This window comes from Enterobacter sp. CPE_E890 (genome assembly GCF_046521475.1).
GTDB classification, from domain to species: Bacteria; Pseudomonadota; Gammaproteobacteria; order Enterobacterales; family Enterobacteriaceae; genus Enterobacter; species Enterobacter adelaidei.
Map to the genome: position 1 here is coordinate 2,028,934 of NZ_JBKFZW010000001.1, position 18,365 is coordinate 2,047,298.

The following is an 18,365-nucleotide window of genomic DNA, read 5'->3' on the forward strand; positions in this document are numbered from 1 at the left end:
AAACCCGCGCCAGCCACAAGGAGCTTAAAATGTTAGATTTGGATAGTATTGTTGCAGAAGAAAGCGCAGAGAACGATCTCGAAGAAGTGGTGATGGGGCTCATCATCAATTCCGGACAAGCCCGCAGCCTGGCCTATGCCGCCCTCAAGCAGGCCAAACAGGGGGATTTCGCCGCCGCGAAAACCATGATGGATCAGTCCCGTACGGCGCTGAATGAAGCGCACCTGGTGCAGACGAAGCTCATCGAAGGTGACCAGGGGGAAGGGAAGATGAAGGTTAGCCTGGTGCTGGTACACGCGCAGGATCACCTGATGACGTCGATGCTGGCACGCGAGCTGGTGGCGGAGTTAATTGAGCTTCACGAGAAAATGCAATAAGTCAGGTCAGGCAGCAGGAGGTCAGCACGATGGAAATTAAAACCGCACTTGAGCAGCAACTGTTTAATGGCAAGAATTTTCACGTGGTCATTTACAACAAAACGGAGAGCGCCAGCGGTCTGCACCAGCATGACTACTATGAGTTCACGATTGTTCTGACCGGCCGCTACTACCAGGAAATTAACGGTAAGCGCGTCCTGCTTGAACGGGGCGATTTTGTCTTCTTACCGATGGGATCCTATCACCAGAGCTTTTACGAATTTGGTGCCACACGCATTCTGAATGTGGGCGTCAGCAGACGCTTCTTTGAGAAGCACTATCTGCCGCTGGTACCGTTCTGCTTTGTGGCATCGCAGGTCTATCGTGTCAAAAACGAGTTTATGACCTGGATTGAAACGGTTATCGCCTCGCTTAACTTCCGCGACAATGAATTTGATGAGTTTATTGAAACGGTGACATTCTATGTGATGAACCGGCTGCGCCATCATCGCGAAGAGCAGCAGGTGACGGATGATGTTCCGCAATGGCTGCGCGGTACTGTGGAACTGATGCACGATAAAGGGCAGTTCAGTGAAAATGCGCTGGAGAATATGGTTTCACTGTCGGGAAAATCGCAGGAATATCTGACTCGCGCGACACAGCGTTATTATCGTAAAACACCTGTGCAAATTATTAATGAAATCCGCATTAATTTTGCAAAAAAACAGCTGGAAATTACCAACTATTCTGTCACCGATATTGCTTACGAATCCGGATACAGTAGCCCCAGTCTGTTTATTAAAACCTTTAAGAAATTGACATCGTTCACCCCGAACAGTTACCGGAAAAACTTGACGGTAATTAATTAACTTTCGGCGGATTTACCCGCCGCGAATATTGCCTTGATTGCTTGCCCAAATAGCGGGAAGAGTACGCTATACCTTGCAGGCGATTAACCTGATACGCTAAGGGAGATATTATGCAAAAGAAATTAAAAGTCGTAACCATTGGTGGCGGCAGCAGTTATACCCCGGAATTACTTGAAGGTTTCCTGAAACGTTATCATGAATTACCGGTTAGCGAGTTATGGCTGGTTGACGTTGAGGAAGGCCAGGAGAAACTGAATATTATTTTCGACCTGTGCAAGCGCATGGTTGAGAAAGCCGGTGTGCCTTTAACCGTGCATAAAACCCTGGATCGTCGACTGGCGCTGAAAGATGCGGATTTCGTTACCACCCAGCTACGCGTGGGTCAGTTAAAGGCACGTGAACTGGACGAACGCATTCCACTGAGTCACGGTTATCTGGGACAAGAGACCAACGGCGCGGGCGGCCTGTTCAAAGGTTTGCGTACCATCCCAGTCATTTTCGACATTATCAAAGATGTCGAAGAGATTTGCCCGAACGCATGGGTGATTAACTTTACTAACCCGGCCGGGATGGTGACCGAGGCGGTCTACCGCCATACGGGTTTCAAACGCTTTATCGGCGTCTGTAATATTCCGATTGGCATGAAGATGTTTATCCGCGACGTTCTGGAACTGACCGACAACGACGATCTCTCCATCGATCTGTTCGGCCTGAACCACATGGTGTTTATCAAAGATGTCATTGTGAACGGAAAATCACGCTTTGCCGAACTGCTCGACGGCGTGGCTTCCGGCCGCCTGACCGCGGCGTCAGTGAAAAACATCTTTGACCTGCCATTCAGCGAAGGGCTGATCCGCTCGCTGAATCTGCTGCCATGCTCGTACCTGCTTTACTACTTTAAGCAGAAAGAGATGCTGGCTATCGAAATGGGCGAGTACTATAAGGGCGGCGCGCGTGCGCAGATCGTTCAGAAGGTTGAGAAGCAGCTGTTCGATTTGTATAAAGATCCGAACCTGAACGTCAAACCAAAAGAGCTGGAGCAGCGCGGCGGGGCATATTACTCCGATGCAGCATGTGAAGTTATCAATGCCATTTACAACGATAAGCAAGCGGAGCATTACGTTAATGTGCCGCATCATGGTCATATCGACAACATTCCGGCTGACTGGGCCATCGAGATGACCTGTATTCTGGGGCGTGATGGGGCGAAACCACATCCACGCATCACCCATTTTGATGACAAAGTCATGGGCCTGATTCACACCATCAAAGGATTTGAAGTGGCTGCCAGTCATGCGGCGTTAAGCGGTGAGCTTAATGACGTGCTGCTGGCGCTGAACCTCAGCCCGCTGGTCCATTCTGATCGCGATGCGGAGCAACTGGCCAGTGAAATGATTCTGGCACATGAAAAATGGTTGCCGAACTTTGCTGCAACAATAGAGAAGCTGAAGTTCAAACACCGTTAAGGGGATGCGCAATGGAAAACCTGCTGATCGTCAATGCTGATGATTTTGGTCTCTCCAGAGGTCAAAACTACGGCATTATTGAAGCCTGCCGTCGGGGGATCGTGACCTCCACAACGGCACTGGTTAATGGTGAAGCGGTTGAACACGCGGCGCAGTTGAGCCGCGACGTTCCGGCGCTGGGCGTCGGCATGCACTTTGTGTTGACGCTTGGGATGCCGCTTTCGCAGATGCCAGGTCTGACTCGCGACGGACAGCTGGGTAAGTGGATTTGGGAACTGGCGGAGCAGGATGCTCTGCCGCTCGAAGAGATTACCCGTGAGCTGGACTGTCAGTTCAACCGCTTTGTTGATGTGTTTGGCAAGGAGCCGACGCACATTGACAGTCACCATCACGTCCATATGATCCCGGCGATTTTCCCGCTTGTTGCGGAATTTGCGCGACGTAAAGGGGTTGCAATGCGCGTGGATCGTGACGTGCAGGCGCTGCACGGTCTGTCATTCTTCTCTGTGCCCACAACGGACGGATTCAGCAGCGCGTTTTATGGCGAAGGGATCGATGAAGCACTGTTCCTGAAAGTGCTGGATGATTCCGCCGCCCGAGGCGAACGGTCGGTGGAGGTGATGGCGCACCCCGCTTTTGTTGATAACACCGTGCGTAAAAGCGCCTACTGCTGGCCTCGACTGGCGGAACTGGATGTGCTGACGTCGGCATCGCTCAAGTATGCGATTGCCGAGCGCGGATATCGGTTGGGAACGTTCAGGGATCTGTAAGAAGTGCCGGGGGGCGGTTTCGCCTTACCCGGCATTTTTTTACGCCGGTATCTGGTCAATCTTACTGCTGCGCGACCAGACGCGATGAACAGCGAGCAAATCAAACAGTTTCGTCATAAACGCGTCATTGACGTTATCGCCCTCCACAATGCCATCCTCACCCTGATCCGCCACCTTCAACTGCGCTTTAAACTGTCGCGCATCGCCGGATAGCGCGATCGGTTTAAGGTGTTTATAGGCTTCCAGCAAGTAATAGACGGCGTCGCCGTTGGTCAGCAGACTGTTAATATCCCCGCACGGCACAATTACCGCATCGACGGTTAGCGATGGCGCGCCGGCAAAAGTCGCCGCCACCGGCAGCACGGAGCCGTCATCGGCGGTCACTTCCCCCATGCGGGAATAAAGCAGTTTCGCATGCACGCCCTGGGTTTTCAGCGCCTGCATAATTCCCAGCACATCACTGGCGCGGGTTTTATCATTTAGCAGAATGGCGACCACGCGGCCTTTAATTGAGCCACCCGGCACTGCGTACAGACTCAGTGACGGATCTTTTTTCACACCATTAACCGCTTTTGGCGGCGCCAGGTTGCGTTGCTCATCGGTGAGCGTAATACCCAGGTTATCGGCTACGCTCTGAGCAAGCTGAATATTAATATGCGCCAGCTGGTCGACCACGCGCTCGCGGATATAGGTGCGCACCACTTTGCTGAGCTCAAAGATGAAGCCGCCGATAATGTGCTGCTGCTCAATCGGCGTCTGGCTGTTCCAGAACAGGCGAGGGTGGGCGTAATACTCACCAAACGACGGGCTGCGCTCGCGAATTTTGTTGCCATCAATACGCTCCTGATACGATTCGAATCCACCGCGTTTCGGCCCAGGTGGGGTTTCGCGCGGCCAGTTATCGTTGATGGAGTTCGGTTCATAGTTCGCCGGGTTGGTATCAATATCCTGACGGTGCATCCCGTCCCGCTGGAAGTTGTGGTACGGACAGGTTGGACGGTTAATCGGGATTTCGTGGAAATTCGGCCCACCAAGACGGCTGATCTGCGTATCGGTATACGAGAATAAACGTCCCTGTAAGAGAGGATCGTTGGTGAAATCCAGCCCCGGCACGATATGCCCCGGGTGGAACGCGACCTGTTCGTTTTCGGCGAAGAAATTATCCGGGTTACGGTTGAGCACCATTTTACCCACCAGCTGAACCGGCACCAGCTCCTCCGGGATCAGTTTGGTCGGGTCAAGGAGATCGAAATCGAACTTGCATTCGTCCTCTTCCGGAATGAGCTGCAGGCCCAGTTCGTATTCCGGGAAATCGCCCGCTTCAATGGATTCCCATAACTCGCGGCGATGGAAGTCCGGATCGCGTCCGGTGAGCTTCTGCGCTTCGTCCCACACCAGCGAGGCTTTACCCGCCACAGGCTTCCAGTGGAAGCGGACAAACGTGGCTTTTCCCTCGGCATTGATCAGACGGAAGGTATGGATGCCAAATCCTTCCATTGTACGATAACTGCGCGGAATGCCCCTGTCTGATATCGCCCACATCACGTTGTGTAAGGTTTCAGGCTGCAGGGAGACATAGTCCCAGAAGGTGTCGTGCGCACTTTGTCCCTGCGGTATAGCCCAATGGGGCTCCGGTTTTACCGCATGGACAAAGTCAGGAAATTTATGCGCATCCTGAATGAAAAACACGGGAGTGTTGTTGCCCACCAGATCGAAAATTCCCTCTTCGGTATAAAATTTGGTGGCAAAGCCGCGGATATCCCGGACGGTGTCTGCCGAACCCGCGCCGCCCTGCACGGTGGAGAAACGCACAAACACCGGTGTGATTTTATCCGGGTCGGAGAGGAAATCCGCTTTGGTGATCGCTTTCAGACTCTTATAGGGCTGAAAGTAGCCGTGGGCCGCGGAACCGCGGGCGTGGACGATGCGTTCCGGTATCCGTTCGTGGTCAAAATGGGTGATTTTTTCCCGCAGGATAAAATCTTCCAGCAGGGTCGGCCCGCGCGCGCCCGCGCGAAGGGAGTTCTGATCGTCAGCAATGCGCACGCCCTGATTGGTGGTGAGCGCAAAACCTTCGCCGCCTTTACGGTGTGGCGCTAGAGATTTCAGTTTTTCATTTCCCGTGTCCGGTGATTTCACGCTTCCCGGTGCGGTAGGTTGTTCGCCTGGGGCAGAAGGGCCGGGAGAGGGGCGGTGAGAGCCGTCAGCAGGGGCGAGGGAGTCCATTCCCGGTTGAGACTCTTCAGTGCCATGAATCGGCGATTGATGTGTTTTATCTTTGTTCGACATTGCACGATGCTCCTTGATTCATTGCTAAAAAACCTTTTAAGGATAGGACAATGTCGCAAGATGGTTTGCTAACTAAGAGTTTTCACATGCCGTCATTAGCGAAAGAAGCCATCTCACCCACTCGGGGCGCGACGGAAGGTAGCGGGATCGGCTATCATAGAATTTTCCTGCTTCAAGAATTTGCTTTAGTGAACCAGTCGCTTATGAAACCTCTTCGCCAACAAAACCGCCAGGTTATTAGCTATGTGCCCCGCGTTGAACCCGCGCCGCCGGATCATGCCCTGAAAGTGGAGGGTTTTCGTGATGTCTGGCTGTTACGCGGTAAATATGTGGCGTTTGTGCTGATCGGTGAACATTTCCGTCGTTCCCCGACTTTTACAGTACCGGAATCCGCGCAACGGTGGGCGATGCAGATCCGCCAGGATGAAGAGGTTGAAGAGTAACAGCCATAAAAAAACCGCCATCAGGCGGTTTTTTTTAATTGTCAGTGTTTAACGGTGCGCCAGTTCGACGTCGTCTTCACTTTCCAGAATCGCTTTGTCAGTCTGCTTCAGCCACTGGCTGGTCAGCGTACCGGCCGTCATTGAGCCGCTTACGTTCAGCGCGGTACGCCCCATGTCGATCAGCGGTTCAACGGAGATCAGCAGCGCAACCAGCGTTACCGGCAGACCCAGAGCCGGCAGCACGATCAGCGCGGCGAAGGTTGCGCCACCACCGACACCTGCAACGCCTGCGGAACTTATGGTCACAATCCCTACCAGTGTAGCAATCCAGACTGGGTCAAGCGGGTTGATACCCACGGTTGGAGCAACCATCACCGCCAGCATCGCCGGGTAAAGACCTGCACAACCGTTCTGACCGATGGTGGCACCAAAAGAGGCAGAGAAGCTGGCGATAGACTCAGGCACGCCCAGACGGCGGGTCTGTGCTTCAACGTTCAGCGGTATAGACGCGGCGCTGGAACGACTGGTGAAGGCGAAGGTCAGCACCGGCCAGACTTTGCGGAAGTATTTCAGCGGGCTAACGCCGTTCACACCCAGCAGGATACCGTGCACCACAAACATAATGCCCAGGCCCAGATAAGAGGCAATCACAAAACTACCCAGCTTGATGATGTCCTGCAGGTTAGAGCCCGCAACCACTTTGGTCATCAGCGCCAGAACACCATAAGGGGTTAACTGCATCACCAGACGAACCAGCTTCATCACCCAGCTTTGCAGGGTATCGATAGCGGTCAGCACGCGTTCACCTTTTGGTGCATCGTCTTTCAGCAGTTTAAGTGCCGCCACACCCAGGAACGCGGCGAAAATGACCACGCTGATGATGGAGGTTGGGTTGGCGCCGGTCAGGTCAGCAAACGGGTTCTTCGGAATGAAGGAGAGCACCATTTGCGGAACGGTCAGGTCCGCCACTTTACCCACGTAGTTGGTTTGAATCGCGGTCAGACGCGCTGTTTCAGCACTGCCCTGAACCAGCCCTTCGGCAGTCAGGCCGAACAGGTTGGTGACCAGTACACCTACCAGCGCCGCAATCAGCGTGGTAAACAGCAGCGTACCAATGGTCAGGAAGCTGATTTTCCCCAGTTGGGTCGCGTTATGCAGTCGGGCAACGGCACTCAGAATTGAGGCAAACACCAGTGGCATAACGATCATCTGCAGCAGCTGAACATAGCCGTTACCGACAATGTTGAACCACTGAATGGAATCTTTCAGAACTGGATTGTCGGAGCCATAAATTGCCTGTAATGCCAGACCAAATACAACACCCATGACCAGACCAACCAGTACTTTTTTCGCCAGACTCCACTGTTTGTGGCGCGCCTGCGCGAGAAGCAATAGCAATACAACGAACACAATGACGTTCGCGATGAGTGGAAAATTCATCCCCGTTCTCCTGATTTATTATGGGGTCGGTTTTTACCGATCCTGTTGGCGGAAGGTTAGCAGAAGTGTGATGTAGCGCTTATATCCAAATGGAATGGGTTATGACAAATGAGATAGTTTTGTCTGTTTACTGTTCAATCTGGTGATGAATAAAACGATTGAACTGAAATTGCAGCGAATTAATCATCTGGGAAGACCAGCGGACTGCACTGTTTTCGGGCAATGTTTGCGGCATCCAGACAGCATAGGCAAACAGCGCCATGCACAATACGCGCTCAAGCTGGTTACCTTTCTGCGGTGCAAGGATGGGAAAACGGAAACGCCAGCGGCAGGGCCAAAGCAGCGGCACGCCCGCAGGCGTTAGCATATCGGCGAGAATATGGCTTAAATAGCCCAGCACCATCCCCTGGATGGCATCCGCAGGGACAATCCAGCTTTCGGGCACTTTTAAGTAGAAGAGCGTCAGCAGGCCGAACACGGCCAGCAGACTATGCGTAAATCCCCGGTGACCAAACGCGCGAGCGATAGGTTTTGATACCCACTTAAGGCGTTGCCCAAGAAAGGATTTGGGGTGGTCAATGTCGGGCAGCAAACAGGTCAATACGGCGGAAGGGACAATATGCCACCAGTCCCCCTGCGCCAGCACGGGGGTAAGTTCAGCGTTTTTGGCAAATACTGCGCACGCAATAGAAAAAAGCAGGTGGCCTTCCGCCGTCATGATAAAACCCACAAAACTGTCAATTCATACAGTATAGGGTTTTTATACAGTAGGCGGAAGAGGTGACGGTGTAACTGTTTGTCACAAACCCAACGCAGGCATTAACCGCCCTGCAGGTGATGCGTCGTCAACCCGACCAGTGAAGTAAGCTTCACATCGGCAAGGGCAAACCGGGGATCGTGGCGGGTTTCTTCGGCTGGAACTACAATGGAGCGCATCCGTGCGGCTTTCGACGCCACCATACCGTTTACGGAGTCTTCCAGCGCAACGCAGTTGAGCGGATCAATACCCAGCTTAGCGGCACAGTCCAGATAGACCTGCGGGTGCGGCTTGCTGTAAGGCAATTTTTCCGCTGATGCCAGCGCGTCGAAACTGTCGCGCAGTTCAAACATGATGAGCACTTTTTCCAGCATATGCAGCGGTGAAGCAGAGGCCAGACCGACTTTCAGCCCCTGAGCTTTACACAGCGCGACGGCTTCACGTACGCCAGGCAGCAACGGCTTGTTCTCTTCGACCAGCGAGATGGCGCGGCTGATAATGCGTGCGGTCACTTCATCACGATCCGGGCCAACCCACGGCTGTTGGGAAAACCACAGATCGACGACCATATCAATGCGCAGGCCAAGCGTGTCTGGAAGTTCATTACGGCGGCTGATATCTACACCAAGGCTGGCGATGACGTCCAGTTCGGCGCGATCCCACAACGGTTCGGAATCGATCAGTAATCCATCCATGTCAAAAATTGCGGCAAGAATTTTGCGCGGTGTCGACATCACAACGTCTCCTTATCCAGGGTGTTCGACAGACGATAAGTGCTAAGCACAACCTGCAATTTAGCATATTGCCTTTAAAGATCGGGCGAAATTGATGACCAGCAGGTAGACTTAGGCACAAATAACGCGTCTTTATGAAGAGGAACTGATGACGTATCAACAAGCTGGACGCATCGCGGTCTTAAAACGTATTGCTGGCTGGGTGATTTTTATTCCAGCTGTCATTTCTACGCTGATCTCTGTACTGAAATTTATGTACGATCACAGCGAAAAACAGCCGGGTATTAATGCGGTAATGCTTGATTTTGCGCATGTCATGATTGAGATGATGCGTTTTAACACACCATTCTTGAATGTCTTCTGGTTCAACTCACCCACCCCGGATTTTCATCAGCAACTGAATATCGGCTTTTGGGTCATTTACGCACTGATCTTTATCGCCCTCGCATTGCAGGCCTCTGGCGCACGAATGAGTCGTCAGACGCGCTTTCTACGCGAAGGGGTTGAGGATCAGTTAATTCTGGAGCAGGCTAAAGGCCCGGAAGGGATGAGTCGGGAGCAGATTGAATCCCGCATTGTTGTGCCGCGTCATACCATTTTTCTGCAAATTTTCCCGCTCTATATCCTTCCGGTGATCATCATTGTGGCGGGATACTTCTTCTTCTCGCTGCTCGGTTTTCTGTAACAGATAAGGGTGGCGAAAGAGCCACCCTTATCTGCCTTCACGCGGCAAGTATACGTTCAAGGGCCCGCTGCGCGTTGACCAGGTGCTCCCCGCCAAACAGGATGGCTCGGTTCATCAGCGTATAAAGCTGATACACCGGCTGGCGATCGAGGAAACCGGGCGGCAGGGGGGAAACCGACTGGTACCCATCATATATTTGCGGTGGCTGTTCCGGATGCAGCGGCAACATGGCCAGATCGCATTCTCTGTCACCCCAGTAGCAGGCCGGGTCAAAAATATAGGGGCCGTTAGGGCCTAGCGCGCAATTATTTGACCATAAATCGCCGTGTAGCAAAGAAGGCTGAGGCTGGTGGGATGCCAGACGCTGCTGAACGTGCTCAACGATGGCATCTATATTGCCAAATTCCAGCCCTTTTTCTGCGGCCAGCTCAAGTTGCCAGCCAATGCGTTGCTCAGCAAAAAACGTCGACCAGCGACGCTGCCAGGCATTAGGTTGTGGGGTAGTGGAGAGATCGTTGTCGAAATCGAGACCAAACTGCGGCTGGTCGCTCCATTGATGCAGGCGCGCTAACTGTTGGCCGAGAATGAAAGCATTATGGGCATCTAACGGACGGGCTGGGAGATATTCCATCACCAGAAAGCTGTAGTCTCGGTCACTCCCCACGGCCAGAACTTGTGGGACCGTCACCGTTTTACTGCGCGACAACAGTTCCAGCTGGTCAGCTTCGGCGGTAAAGATCGGAAGCAGTTCCCGCTCATCACATTTAACGAAAAGGTCGCGTCCAGCGTAGCGTAAATGCCACGCGGCGTGGATCTCTCCGCCTGGCAGTTCGTTACGCAGTTCAATTTCACCTTCACCCAGTTGCTCACTTAAAAGATGACTGATAGCCTGCCACATGTTGTCTCTCCCATGTTGTCTGCCAGATCATAAAGTTAGCGCATAATTGCGGTAAAAAAATACGAACTAACGCACACCTGAGCGGTTTAAATTCATGCAGGGCACTTATTGTTCTTTTTTCTTCCAGCTTTCCCAGGTTTCCACGTCAATTTCGGCAGGCTTGTCAGTCACGCTTTCCACCAGACTGGTGCCCAGCGCATGTACCTCTTCCTGGCTCAGGGGACTGATTATGCCGAATGTCAGCGTGCCTAAATCATGAACATTGCCCTCGTCATCCGTGAGCGTGAGGAGAAAATTAGCCCGGGTGAACGCGTTGTTGAGCTCATTCAGCTCGGTGAGCGATGCTTCATGAAGGTTGACGGTTACAACGTAGCGGGTGATGTCACCACTGCTCATAATTCACCTCATTGTTATCATGAAAGTTTTCTTAGCATAGTCGATAGTCTGTGTTTGGCGACTACGATGTGAATTTCCCCTCCATAAAGAAGGGGAACGGGTGTTAATTGCGTGACAGGTAATCAACGATTTTTTGCGTATCGGCCAGTGAACAGAGACGCGTGCCCTGGTTGATGGTTGCAGCACTCCCCGCCGCCACACCGTAGCGTGTCATTTCCAGCAGTGATGCGCCCTGTGCCAGTTTCAGCGTCATTGCACCGACCATGCTGTCACCGGCACCCACTGTACTCTGACTTTTCATTGGGGGTGGCACAACCTGAACGGACGACGATTCATCGACTGCCAGCGCCCCCTGAGGACCAAGGGAGACCACAACGCGTCGCGCTTTACCGCTGCGCACCAACTCCTGTGCGGCGGTGCGAACATCATCTGGTTGTGTCAGTTCGCGGTTGACCAGTGCACTCAACTCTTTCTGGTTGGGTTTAACCAGCTCAAGATTGCCAGGCACTAATGCAGCCTGCAGGGCATCGCCGCTGCTGTCGACAATGCAGCGGATCCCGCGTTGTTGTGCAGCCCGGATGAGCGCTGTTAATTTTTCCGTGCTCACGCCGGGTGGCAGGCTGCCGCTCACTACCAGCAGTGCACCGCTTTCTATCGCCAGCACTTTCTCTTCCAGTTGACGAAATTCATCATCACTGAGCTTTGCGCCAGGCATGACAAAACGGTATTGCTCTCCGCTTGACTCCACGTGTACATGCAGGTTTTGTCGTGTCCAGTCTTTGGCATCGACTGTCTCTACGGCAACATGCTCATCTGCCAGCAAAGAGATCAGGTGTTCACCGGTGGCTCCCCCTGCGGGGAATATTGCTGTCGCTTTACCGCCGAGGTGCGTAATCGCGCGCGCCACGTTGATACCTCCACCGCCTGGCTCAAAGACAGGGGGCGTGCAACGCAATTTACCTTCCGGGTAAATCTGGGGCGTCAGGGTGGCGGAATCAAGGGAAGGGGAGAGCGTCAGAGTGTAGATAGAAACCATCATTACCTCCTTTTAGCATGGGTTCTTATTAGTCTGGCACCATTTATCAGGAAGGCAATGTAAATAACAGTATGATTTTAAATATGAATAGGGATGAAATAACATTTTGGGGATATATAAAATAAAACGCAATTTGAGATCGTTCTTATTCAAAAAATGAAATAAGAAAACATTGCTATGTTATTTGCGGCTTTTTATAATTTGTTACCTTTCTCTGGACGCCTTGTCATTGATCCTCAAGAAAGATTCCGGGACCGTGTGGTCTCTTTTTTTGTTGTACGGACTCCTTAATAAAATGAAGCTTTTGAAGACAGTACCCGCTGCACTGATGCTGGCGGGTGGCGTGTTTGTGGCAATGAACGCGAGCGCCGATGATACCGTTTTTACTGTCATGGACGATCCCACCACCGCGAAAAAACCGTTTGAAGGTAACCTGAACGCCGGGTACCTGGCACAATCCGGTAACACGAAAAGCTCCTCTCTGACAGCGGACAGTACGCTCACCTGGTACGGTAACACCACCGCATGGTCTCTGTGGGGAAATGCCAGCAACACTTCCGCTAATGATGAACGCTCTTCCGAGAAATATGCGGTAGGCGGACGTAGCCGCTACAACATGACTGACTATGACTACCTGTTTGGTCAGGCAAGCTGGTTGACTGACCGCTACAACGGTTATCGTCAGCGTGATGTGTTCACTGCGGGTTATGGTCGTCAGTTCCTGAATGGCCCGGTACACAGCTTCCGTTTTGAATTCGGTCCTGGTGTTCGTTATGACGAGTACACCGATGGCGATACCAAAACCCAACCTCTTGGCTACGCTTCCGGCACCTATGCCTGGCAGATGACCGACAACACCAAATTTACCCAGGGTGTTTCAGTATTTGGTGCCGACGATACGACGCTGAACTCCGAGACAGCGCTGAACGTGGCTATCAACGAACACTTTGGTCTGAAAGTGGCCTACAACGTGACCTGGAACTCTTCACCGCCAGAAACTGCACCGGATCATACCGATCGCAGAACCACGGTTTCACTGGGTTATAGAATGTAATAATGGCGGGCCGATGAAGATGTCGGCCCGTTTTACATCTTAGGCCTGTTGACGCACTTTCTGATGACGACTATTCGCCTCTAGCCCCAAATCATTGCCGCCCAACGCAGTAACAGCATAGCGCCGCAGATGGCTATCAGCACCAGCACCATTTTCCAGTGTTTTACGGCAAATCGTTTTGTTGGCATAACCTAATCCTTGTTCCTTGATACGCATAGTCTATCAAACAGGGCAGAAAAATGCCCCATCGCAGGGCGCGATTAGGTTATACCCGCTTAGGTGAGGCTCAGAACCAGTGGAATCGTTCGGCGAGAATCAACAATAAACCTGTGGCTGAAAGGATGTTCAATATCACAACCGTTCTACTAGATACGTTCATGGTATGCACCTTTGGGTTTAATGACCTGTTCAAGAGTAGCCCATCATCTCTGGAATGCGAGCTCCGGGGATATGCAACCGGCAAATTCATGCAAAAGTGCCAGCACACCAATCTGCCAGCAGAGGGTGCAATCTCCCTTTTGTTAGTGTTAACATTGCAAGGCTTGCCGTAAATCGGACGTTGTCTGATTTTCCTGCGGGTGAATGATGACGAACCAATTTGACGATTGTTGGTCAGATGGTGTCGTAATCTATTGTCAAATCACGATTATTTTCTTTGTATATGCTCTTATGTGTGGGGCATCACTGCAAATAAGGATATAAAATGCCTGTAATTACTCTTCCTGATGGCAGCCAACGCCATTACGACCACGCTGTTAGCCCAATGGATGTTGCCCTGGACATTGGTCCTGGACTCGCGAAAGCGACCATCGCAGGCCGTGTTAACGGTGAGCTGGTGGATGCTTCCGATCTGATCGAAAATGATGCAACGCTTGCAATCATTACAGCGAAAGACGAAGACGGTCTGGAGATCATTCGCCACTCCTGCGCACACCTGTTAGGTCATGCCATCAAACAGCTGTGGCCAAACACCAAAATGGCGATCGGTCCGGTAATCGACAACGGTTTTTACTACGACGTTGACCTTGACCACACCCTGACTCAGGAAGATATCGACGCGCTCGAAAAACGTATGCACGAGCTCGCCGAAACGAACTATGACGTCATCAAGAAGAAAGTCAGCTGGCACGAAGCGCGTGAAACCTTCGTGAAGCGTGGCGAGAGCTATAAAGTCTCTATTCTTGATGAAAACATCTCCCATGATGATAAGCCTGGCTTGTACCATCACGAAGAATACGTCGACATGTGCCGTGGACCGCACGTGCCGAATATGCGCTTCTGTCATCACTTCAAGCTGATGAAAATCGCAGGCGCCTACTGGCGTGGCGACAGCAACAACAAGATGTTGCAGCGTATCTACGGGACCGCATGGGCCGATAAAAAAGCGCTGAATGCTTATCTGCAGCGTCTGGAAGAAGCCGCGAAGCGTGACCACCGTAAAATTGGTAAGCAACTTGACCTGTACCACATGCAGGAAGAAGCGCCGGGTATGGTGTTCTGGCACAACGACGGCTGGACCATTTTCCGTGAACTGGAAACCTTCGTTCGTTCCAAGCTGAAAGAGTACCAGTACCAGGAAGTAAAAGGCCCGTTCATGATGGACCGTGTGCTGTGGGAAAAAACTGGCCACTGGGACAACTACAAAGATGCGATGTTCACTACCTCTTCCGAGAACCGTGAATACTGCATCAAGCCAATGAACTGCCCGGGGCACGTTCAGATCTTCAACCAGGGTCTGAAGTCCTACCGCGACCTGCCGCTGCGTATGGCAGAGTTCGGTAGCTGCCACCGTAACGAGCCATCAGGTGCGCTGCATGGTCTGATGCGTGTTCGTGGTTTTACTCAGGATGATGCGCATATCTTCTGTACGGAAGATCAGGTACGTGACGAAGTTAACGCCTGTATTCGTATGGTCTACGATATGTACAGCACCTTTGGCTTCGAGAAGATCGTGGTCAAACTCTCAACGCGTCCGGAAAAACGTATCGGTAGCGATGAGACCTGGGATCGCGCAGAAGCGGATCTCGCCGTGGCGCTGGAAGAGAATGGCATTCCGTTCGAATACCAGTTGGGCGAGGGCGCATTCTACGGTCCGAAAATTGAATTTACCCTGTATGACTGCCTCGATCGCGCATGGCAGTGCGGTACTGTACAGCTGGACTTCTCCCTGCCGCAGCGTTTAAGCGCCTCTTATGTTGGCGAAGACAACGAGCGTCAGGTACCGGTAATGATTCACCGTGCAATTCTCGGTTCTCTGGAGCGCTTCATCGGCATCCTGACTGAAGAGTTCGCCGGCTTCTTCCCAACCTGGCTTGCGCCAGTGCAGGTCGTGGTGATGAACATTACCGATTCTCAGGCGGATTACGTTAAAGAATTGACGCAGAAACTACAAAATGCGGGCATTCGCGTAAAAGCAGACTTGAGAAATGAGAAGATTGGCTTTAAAATCCGCGAGCACACTTTACGTCGTGTCCCGTATATGTTGGTCTGTGGTGATAAAGAGGTGGAAGCAGGCAAAGTTGCCGTTCGCACCCGCCGTGGTAAAGACCTGGGCAGCCTGGACGTAAGTGAAGTGATTGAGAAGCTGCAACAAGAGATTCGCAGCCGCAGTCTTCAACAACTGGAGGAATAAGGTATTAAAGGCGGAAAACGAGTTCAAACGGCACGTCCGAATCGTATCAATGGCGAGATTCGCGCCCAGGAAGTTCGCTTAACAGGTCTGGAAGGCGAGCAGCTGGGGATTGTGAGTCTGAGAGAAGCAATCGAAAAGGCTGAAGAAGCTGGAGTAGATTTAGTTGAAATCAGCCCTAACGCCGAACCGCCAGTTTGTCGTATCATGGACTACGGCAAGTTCCTTTATGAAAAGAGTAAGTCTTCTAAGGAACAGAAGAAAAAGCAAAAAGTTATCCAGGTTAAGGAAATCAAATTCCGTCCTGGTACCGACGATGGCGATTATCAGGTAAAACTCCGCAGCCTGATTCGCTTTCTGGAAGATGGCGATAAGGCCAAGATCACGCTGCGTTTCCGCGGTCGTGAGATGGCCCACCAACAGATTGGTATGGAAGTGCTTAACCGCGTCCGTGACGATCTGAGTGAACTGGCAGTAGTCGAATCCTTCCCTACGAAGATCGAAGGCCGCCAGATGATCATGGTGCTCGCTCCTAAGAAGAAACAGTAAGGCCTTCAAGCAGCAAAATCTGTGGAGCCTTCGGGTTTCATAGGTTTTGTTCGCCTATGTTTCGTTTATTTAACAATGCGAAGTGGAAGTTATTAAGATGCCAAAAATTAAGACCGTACGCGGTGCTGCTAAGCGCTTCAAAAAAACCGGTAAAGGTGGTTTTAAGCACAAGCACGCTAACCTGCGTCACATTCTGACTAAGAAAGCTACCAAGCGTAAACGTCACCTGCGTCCAAAAGCCATGGTTTCTAAAGGCGATCTGGGCCTGGTCATCGCGTGCCTGCCGTACGCATAAGTCGTTAACGTTTAACTTTTTTAACTTAGAATAGATACAGGAGAGCACACATGGCTCGCGTAAAACGTGGTGTAATTGCACGTGCACGTCACAAGAAAATTTTGAAACAAGCTAAAGGCTACTACGGTGCGCGTTCACGCGTATACCGCGTTGCCTTCCAGGCTGTTATCAAAGCAGGTCAGTACGCTTACCGTGACCGTCGTCAACGTAAGCGTCAGTTCCGTCAACTGTGGATTGCGCGTATCAACGCAGCAGCACGTCAGAACGGTATTTCTTACAGCAAATTCATCAACGGCCTGAAAAAAGCCTCTGTTGAAATCGACCGTAAGATCCTGGCTGACATCGCAGTATTCGACAAAGTAGCGTTCACCGCTCTGGTCGAAAAAGCGAAAGCAGCACTGGCATAAGCCAGTTGAGAGAGGGGGCTTAGCTCCCTCTTTTCATTTAACACCATCAGAAGATTGACTTTTACCGGTGCAACCTTTTCAATAAGGTCTTAACGGTATTTACCACACAAGGTAACGCAAGCATGAATGCTGCTATTTTCCGCTTCTTCTTTTACTTTAGCACCTGAATTCAGGAGGCTAGCGCGTGAAAGATGAAACGAAAAACAGCGCCAGATAAGCCTCCCGATGGAGGCTTTTTTTGTGCCTGAATTTGAGAGAATAACTCCACCAAATCGGTGTCTGCACCGACATAATGAGGAAAATCATGTCACATCTCGCAGAGCTGGTTGCCAGTGCAACAGCCGCCATTAATCAGGCCTCAGATGTTGCCGCGTTAGACAATGTCCGCGTCGAATATCTTGGTAAGAAAGGGCATCTGACCCTTCAAATGACAACCCTGCGTGAACTGCCGCCAGAAGAACGCCCGGCAGCGGGTGCGGTAATTAACGAAGCCAAAGAGCAGGTGCAGCAGGCGCTGAACGCACGCAAAGCTGAGCTGGAAAGTGCAGTGCTGAATGCGCGTCTGGCTGCAGAGACTATCGACGTTTCTCTGCCGGGTCGCCGCATCGAAAACGGCGGTCTGCACCCGGTTACCCGCACCATCGATCGCATTGAAAGTTTCTTCGGTGAGCTCGGCTTTACCGTGGCGACTGGCCCGGAAATTGAAGATGATTATCACAACTTCGATGCCCTGAACATTCCTGGCCATCATCCGGCACGCGCTGACCACGACACTTTCTGGTTCGACGCCACGCGTCTGCTGCGCACCCAGACTTCCGGCGTTCAGATCCGTACCATGAAGGATCAGGAACCGCCAATCCGTATTATCGCGCCGGGCCGTGTATATCGTAACGACTACGATCAGACCCACACGCCAATGTTCCACCAGATGGAAGGCCTGATTGTTGATAAAAACATCAGCTTCACCAACCTGAAAGGCACGCTGCACGATTTCCTGAATAACTTCTTTGAAGAAGATCTGCAGGTTCGTTTCCGTCCGTCCTACTTCCCGTTCACTGAACCGTCTGCGGAAGTTGACGTGATGGGTAAAAACGGCAAATGGCTGGAAGTGCTGGGTTGCGGCATGGTGCATCCAAACGTACTGCGCAACGTAGGCATCGATCCGGAAGTTTACTCCGGCTTTGCGTTCGGTATGGGCATGGAGCGTCTGACCATGCTGCGTTACGGCGTGACCGATCTGCGTGCATTCTTCGAAAACGATCTGCGTTTCCTCAAACAGTTTAAATAAGGGC

General features: G+C 51.9%; 22 protein-coding genes and 1 other annotated feature. Of the genes, 13 read left to right on the forward strand and 9 right to left on the reverse strand.

The window, feature by feature from the left end; translation table 11 throughout:
• Nucleotides 1-29 precede the first annotated feature (29 nt).
• From chbA to chbG, 4 genes are all read left to right on the forward strand, one after another.
• Entirely contained in the window at nucleotides 30-377 is a 348-nt protein-coding gene (gene chbA / locus ACLHV9_RS10020) for a PTS N,N'-diacetylchitobiose transporter subunit IIA (protein WP_028017211.1), read from the forward strand.
• Nucleotides 374-1,225, forward strand: a complete 852-nt coding sequence (gene chbR / locus ACLHV9_RS10025) for a transcriptional regulator ChbR (RefSeq protein ID WP_256125016.1) — start codon at nucleotides 374-376, stop codon at nucleotides 1,223-1,225. Before chbA ends, chbR begins: the two co-directional genes overlap by 4 nt.
• 110 nt (nucleotides 1,226-1,335) lie before the next feature.
• Entirely contained in the window at nucleotides 1,336-2,691 is a 1,356-nt protein-coding gene (locus ACLHV9_RS10030) for a 6-phospho-beta-glucosidase (RefSeq protein ID WP_028017213.1), read from the forward strand.
• A gap of 11 nt (nucleotides 2,692-2,702) precedes the next feature.
• Complete coding sequence (gene chbG / locus ACLHV9_RS10035; RefSeq protein WP_049007593.1) at nucleotides 2,703-3,461, forward strand: chitin disaccharide deacetylase; 759 nt, start codon at nucleotides 2,703-2,705, stop codon at nucleotides 3,459-3,461.
• A gap of 39 nt (nucleotides 3,462-3,500) precedes the next feature.
• Here the strand turns inward: chbG and katE are convergent, their stop codons facing one another.
• On the reverse strand, nucleotides 3,501-5,750 hold the full coding sequence (katE, locus tag ACLHV9_RS10040) for a catalase HPII (protein ID WP_407220412.1): 2,250 nt from the start codon (nucleotides 5,748-5,750) through the stop codon (nucleotides 3,501-3,503).
• A gap of 86 nt (nucleotides 5,751-5,836) precedes the next feature.
• Here katE and cedA point away from each other — a divergent pair, with 86 nt between their 5' ends.
• Nucleotides 5,837-6,193, forward strand: a complete 357-nt coding sequence (gene cedA / locus ACLHV9_RS10045; protein WP_407221179.1) for a cell division activator CedA — start codon at nucleotides 5,837-5,839, stop codon at nucleotides 6,191-6,193.
• Nucleotides 6,194-6,241: 48 nt separating this feature from the next.
• Here cedA and ACLHV9_RS10050 read toward each other — a convergent pair whose 3' ends face one another.
• The 3 genes from ACLHV9_RS10050 to hxpB all read right to left on the reverse strand — a co-directional run bounded on the left by ACLHV9_RS10050 (nucleotide 6,242) and on the right by hxpB (nucleotide 9,124).
• Complete coding sequence (locus tag ACLHV9_RS10050) at nucleotides 6,242-7,633, reverse strand: L-cystine transporter (RefSeq protein ID WP_028017216.1); 1,392 nt, start codon at nucleotides 7,631-7,633, stop codon at nucleotides 6,242-6,244.
• 127 nt (nucleotides 7,634-7,760) lie between these two features.
• Nucleotides 7,761-8,351 (reverse strand): metal-dependent hydrolase, encoded by a 591-nt coding sequence (locus ACLHV9_RS10055; RefSeq protein WP_014883483.1) that lies wholly within the window; start codon nucleotides 8,349-8,351, stop codon nucleotides 7,761-7,763.
• Nucleotides 8,352-8,452: 101 nt separating this feature from the next.
• The gene (hxpB, locus tag ACLHV9_RS10060) at nucleotides 8,453-9,124 is read right to left on the reverse strand and encodes a hexitol phosphatase HxpB (RefSeq protein WP_407220413.1); all 672 of its coding nucleotides are present in this window, start codon (nucleotides 9,122-9,124) and stop codon (nucleotides 8,453-8,455) included.
• A gap of 148 nt (nucleotides 9,125-9,272) precedes the next feature.
• On the opposite strand from hxpB, the gene ACLHV9_RS10065 reads away from it, so the two are divergent.
• A complete protein-coding gene (locus tag ACLHV9_RS10065) occupies nucleotides 9,273-9,809 on the forward strand; it encodes a YniB family protein (protein WP_049007596.1) in 537 nt (178 codons plus the stop codon).
• Nucleotides 9,810-9,846: 37 nt separating this feature from the next.
• On the opposite strand, the gene ACLHV9_RS10070 is transcribed toward ACLHV9_RS10065, so the two are convergent.
• The 3 genes from ACLHV9_RS10070 to pfkB all read right to left on the reverse strand — a co-directional run bounded on the left by ACLHV9_RS10070 (nucleotide 9,847) and on the right by pfkB (nucleotide 12,139).
• On the reverse strand, nucleotides 9,847-10,707 hold the full coding sequence (locus ACLHV9_RS10070) for a fructosamine kinase family protein (RefSeq protein WP_028017219.1): 861 nt from the start codon (nucleotides 10,705-10,707) through the stop codon (nucleotides 9,847-9,849).
• Between the two features lie 105 nt (nucleotides 10,708-10,812).
• Nucleotides 10,813-11,103 carry a type V toxin-antitoxin system endoribonuclease antitoxin GhoS gene (ghoS, locus tag ACLHV9_RS10075; RefSeq protein ID WP_028017220.1) on the reverse strand — a complete coding sequence of 97 codons (291 nt, stop codon included), beginning with the start codon at nucleotides 11,101-11,103 and terminating at the stop codon, nucleotides 10,813-10,815.
• Nucleotides 11,104-11,206: 103 nt separating this feature from the next.
• Nucleotides 11,207-12,139: a 6-phosphofructokinase II gene (gene pfkB, locus ACLHV9_RS10080; protein WP_049007599.1), complete on the reverse strand. Its 933-nt coding sequence runs from the start codon at nucleotides 12,137-12,139 to the stop codon at nucleotides 11,207-11,209.
• 295 nt (nucleotides 12,140-12,434) lie between these two features.
• Here pfkB and ACLHV9_RS10085 point away from each other — a divergent pair, with 295 nt between their 5' ends.
• Nucleotides 12,435-13,193, forward strand: coding sequence for a YdiY family protein (locus tag ACLHV9_RS10085; RefSeq protein WP_028017222.1), 759 nt, complete (start codon nucleotides 12,435-12,437; stop codon nucleotides 13,191-13,193).
• An 80-nt stretch (nucleotides 13,194-13,273) separates the two neighbouring features.
• On the opposite strand, the gene yniD is transcribed toward ACLHV9_RS10085, so the two are convergent.
• A complete protein-coding gene (yniD, locus tag ACLHV9_RS10090) occupies nucleotides 13,274-13,381 on the reverse strand; it encodes a small membrane protein YniD (protein ID WP_008500658.1) in 108 nt (35 codons plus the stop codon).
• Between the two features lie 98 nt (nucleotides 13,382-13,479).
• Entirely contained in the window at nucleotides 13,480-13,662 is a 183-nt protein-coding gene (gene yncL / locus ACLHV9_RS10095; RefSeq protein ID WP_080282767.1) for a stress response membrane protein YncL, read from the reverse strand.
• A 234-nt stretch (nucleotides 13,663-13,896) separates the two neighbouring features.
• Here yncL and thrS point away from each other — a divergent pair, with 234 nt between their 5' ends.
• The 6 genes from thrS to pheS all read left to right on the forward strand — a co-directional run bounded on the left by thrS (nucleotide 13,897) and on the right by pheS (nucleotide 18,361).
• A complete protein-coding gene (gene thrS / locus ACLHV9_RS10100) occupies nucleotides 13,897-15,825 on the forward strand; it encodes a threonine--tRNA ligase (protein WP_049007602.1) in 1,929 nt (642 codons plus the stop codon).
• A gap of 3 nt (nucleotides 15,826-15,828) precedes the next feature.
• The gene (gene infC / locus ACLHV9_RS10105) at nucleotides 15,829-16,371 is read left to right on the forward strand and encodes a translation initiation factor IF-3 (RefSeq protein ID WP_023616141.1); all 543 of its coding nucleotides are present in this window, start codon (nucleotides 15,829-15,831) and stop codon (nucleotides 16,369-16,371) included.
• 97 nt (nucleotides 16,372-16,468) lie between these two features.
• Nucleotides 16,469-16,666: a 50S ribosomal protein L35 gene (gene rpmI, locus ACLHV9_RS10110; protein WP_001124225.1), complete on the forward strand. Its 198-nt coding sequence runs from the start codon at nucleotides 16,469-16,471 to the stop codon at nucleotides 16,664-16,666.
• Between the two features lie 50 nt (nucleotides 16,667-16,716).
• Nucleotides 16,717-17,073, forward strand: coding sequence for a 50S ribosomal protein L20 (gene rplT / locus ACLHV9_RS10115; RefSeq protein WP_000124850.1), 357 nt, complete (start codon nucleotides 16,717-16,719; stop codon nucleotides 17,071-17,073).
• A 117-nt stretch (nucleotides 17,074-17,190) separates the two neighbouring features.
• Nucleotides 17,191-17,315 (forward strand) — a sequence feature (Phe leader region).
• A complete protein-coding gene (pheM, locus tag ACLHV9_RS10120; protein ID WP_001386830.1) occupies nucleotides 17,196-17,240 on the forward strand; it encodes a pheST operon leader peptide PheM in 45 nt (14 codons plus the stop codon). It overlaps the preceding feature by 45 nt.
• 62 nt (nucleotides 17,316-17,377) lie before the next feature.
• Nucleotides 17,378-18,361, forward strand: a complete 984-nt coding sequence (gene pheS / locus ACLHV9_RS10125; RefSeq protein WP_010426091.1) for a phenylalanine--tRNA ligase subunit alpha — start codon at nucleotides 17,378-17,380, stop codon at nucleotides 18,359-18,361.
• Nucleotides 18,362-18,365 lie beyond the last annotated feature (4 nt).

Coding starts and splice junctions, on each gene's coding strand:
- ACLHV9_RS10050 (WP_028017216.1), bottom strand. CDS start 7,633: ATGAATTTTCCACTCATCGCGAACGTCATTGTGTTCGTTGTATTGCTA.
- ACLHV9_RS10030 (WP_028017213.1), top strand. CDS start 1,336: ATGCAAAAGAAATTAAAAGTCGTAACCATTGGTGGCGGCAGCAGTTAT.
- cedA (WP_407221179.1), top strand. CDS start 5,837: ATGCCGTCATTAGCGAAAGAAGCCATCTCACCCACTCGGGGCGCGACG.
- ACLHV9_RS10055 (WP_014883483.1), bottom strand. CDS start 8,351: ATGACGGCGGAAGGCCACCTGCTTTTTTCTATTGCGTGCGCAGTATTT.
- pfkB (WP_049007599.1), bottom strand. CDS start 12,139: ATGGTTTCTATCTACACTCTGACGCTCTCCCCTTCCCTTGATTCCGCC.
- ACLHV9_RS10065 (WP_049007596.1), top strand. CDS start 9,273: ATGACGTATCAACAAGCTGGACGCATCGCGGTCTTAAAACGTATTGCT.
- ACLHV9_RS10085 (WP_028017222.1), top strand. CDS start 12,435: ATGAAGCTTTTGAAGACAGTACCCGCTGCACTGATGCTGGCGGGTGGC.
- hxpB (WP_407220413.1), bottom strand. CDS start 9,124: ATGTCGACACCGCGCAAAATTCTTGCCGCAATTTTTGACATGGATGGA.
- katE (WP_407220412.1), bottom strand. CDS start 5,750: ATGTCGAACAAAGATAAAACACATCAATCGCCGATTCATGGCACTGAA.
- thrS (WP_049007602.1), top strand. CDS start 13,897: ATGCCTGTAATTACTCTTCCTGATGGCAGCCAACGCCATTACGACCAC.
- ACLHV9_RS10070 (WP_028017219.1), bottom strand. CDS start 10,707: ATGTGGCAGGCTATCAGTCATCTTTTAAGTGAGCAACTGGGTGAAGGT.
- chbA (WP_028017211.1), top strand. CDS start 30: ATGTTAGATTTGGATAGTATTGTTGCAGAAGAAAGCGCAGAGAACGAT.
- yncL (WP_080282767.1), bottom strand. CDS start 13,662: ATGAATTTGCCGGTTGCATATCCCCGGAGCTCGCATTCCAGAGATGAT.
- pheS (WP_010426091.1), top strand. CDS start 17,378: ATGTCACATCTCGCAGAGCTGGTTGCCAGTGCAACAGCCGCCATTAAT.
- yniD (WP_008500658.1), bottom strand. CDS start 13,381: ATGCCAACAAAACGATTTGCCGTAAAACACTGGAAAATGGTGCTGGTG.
- rpmI (WP_001124225.1), top strand. CDS start 16,469: ATGCCAAAAATTAAGACCGTACGCGGTGCTGCTAAGCGCTTCAAAAAA.
- rplT (WP_000124850.1), top strand. CDS start 16,717: ATGGCTCGCGTAAAACGTGGTGTAATTGCACGTGCACGTCACAAGAAA.
- ghoS (WP_028017220.1), bottom strand. CDS start 11,103: ATGAGCAGTGGTGACATCACCCGCTACGTTGTAACCGTCAACCTTCAT.
- chbG (WP_049007593.1), top strand. CDS start 2,703: ATGGAAAACCTGCTGATCGTCAATGCTGATGATTTTGGTCTCTCCAGA.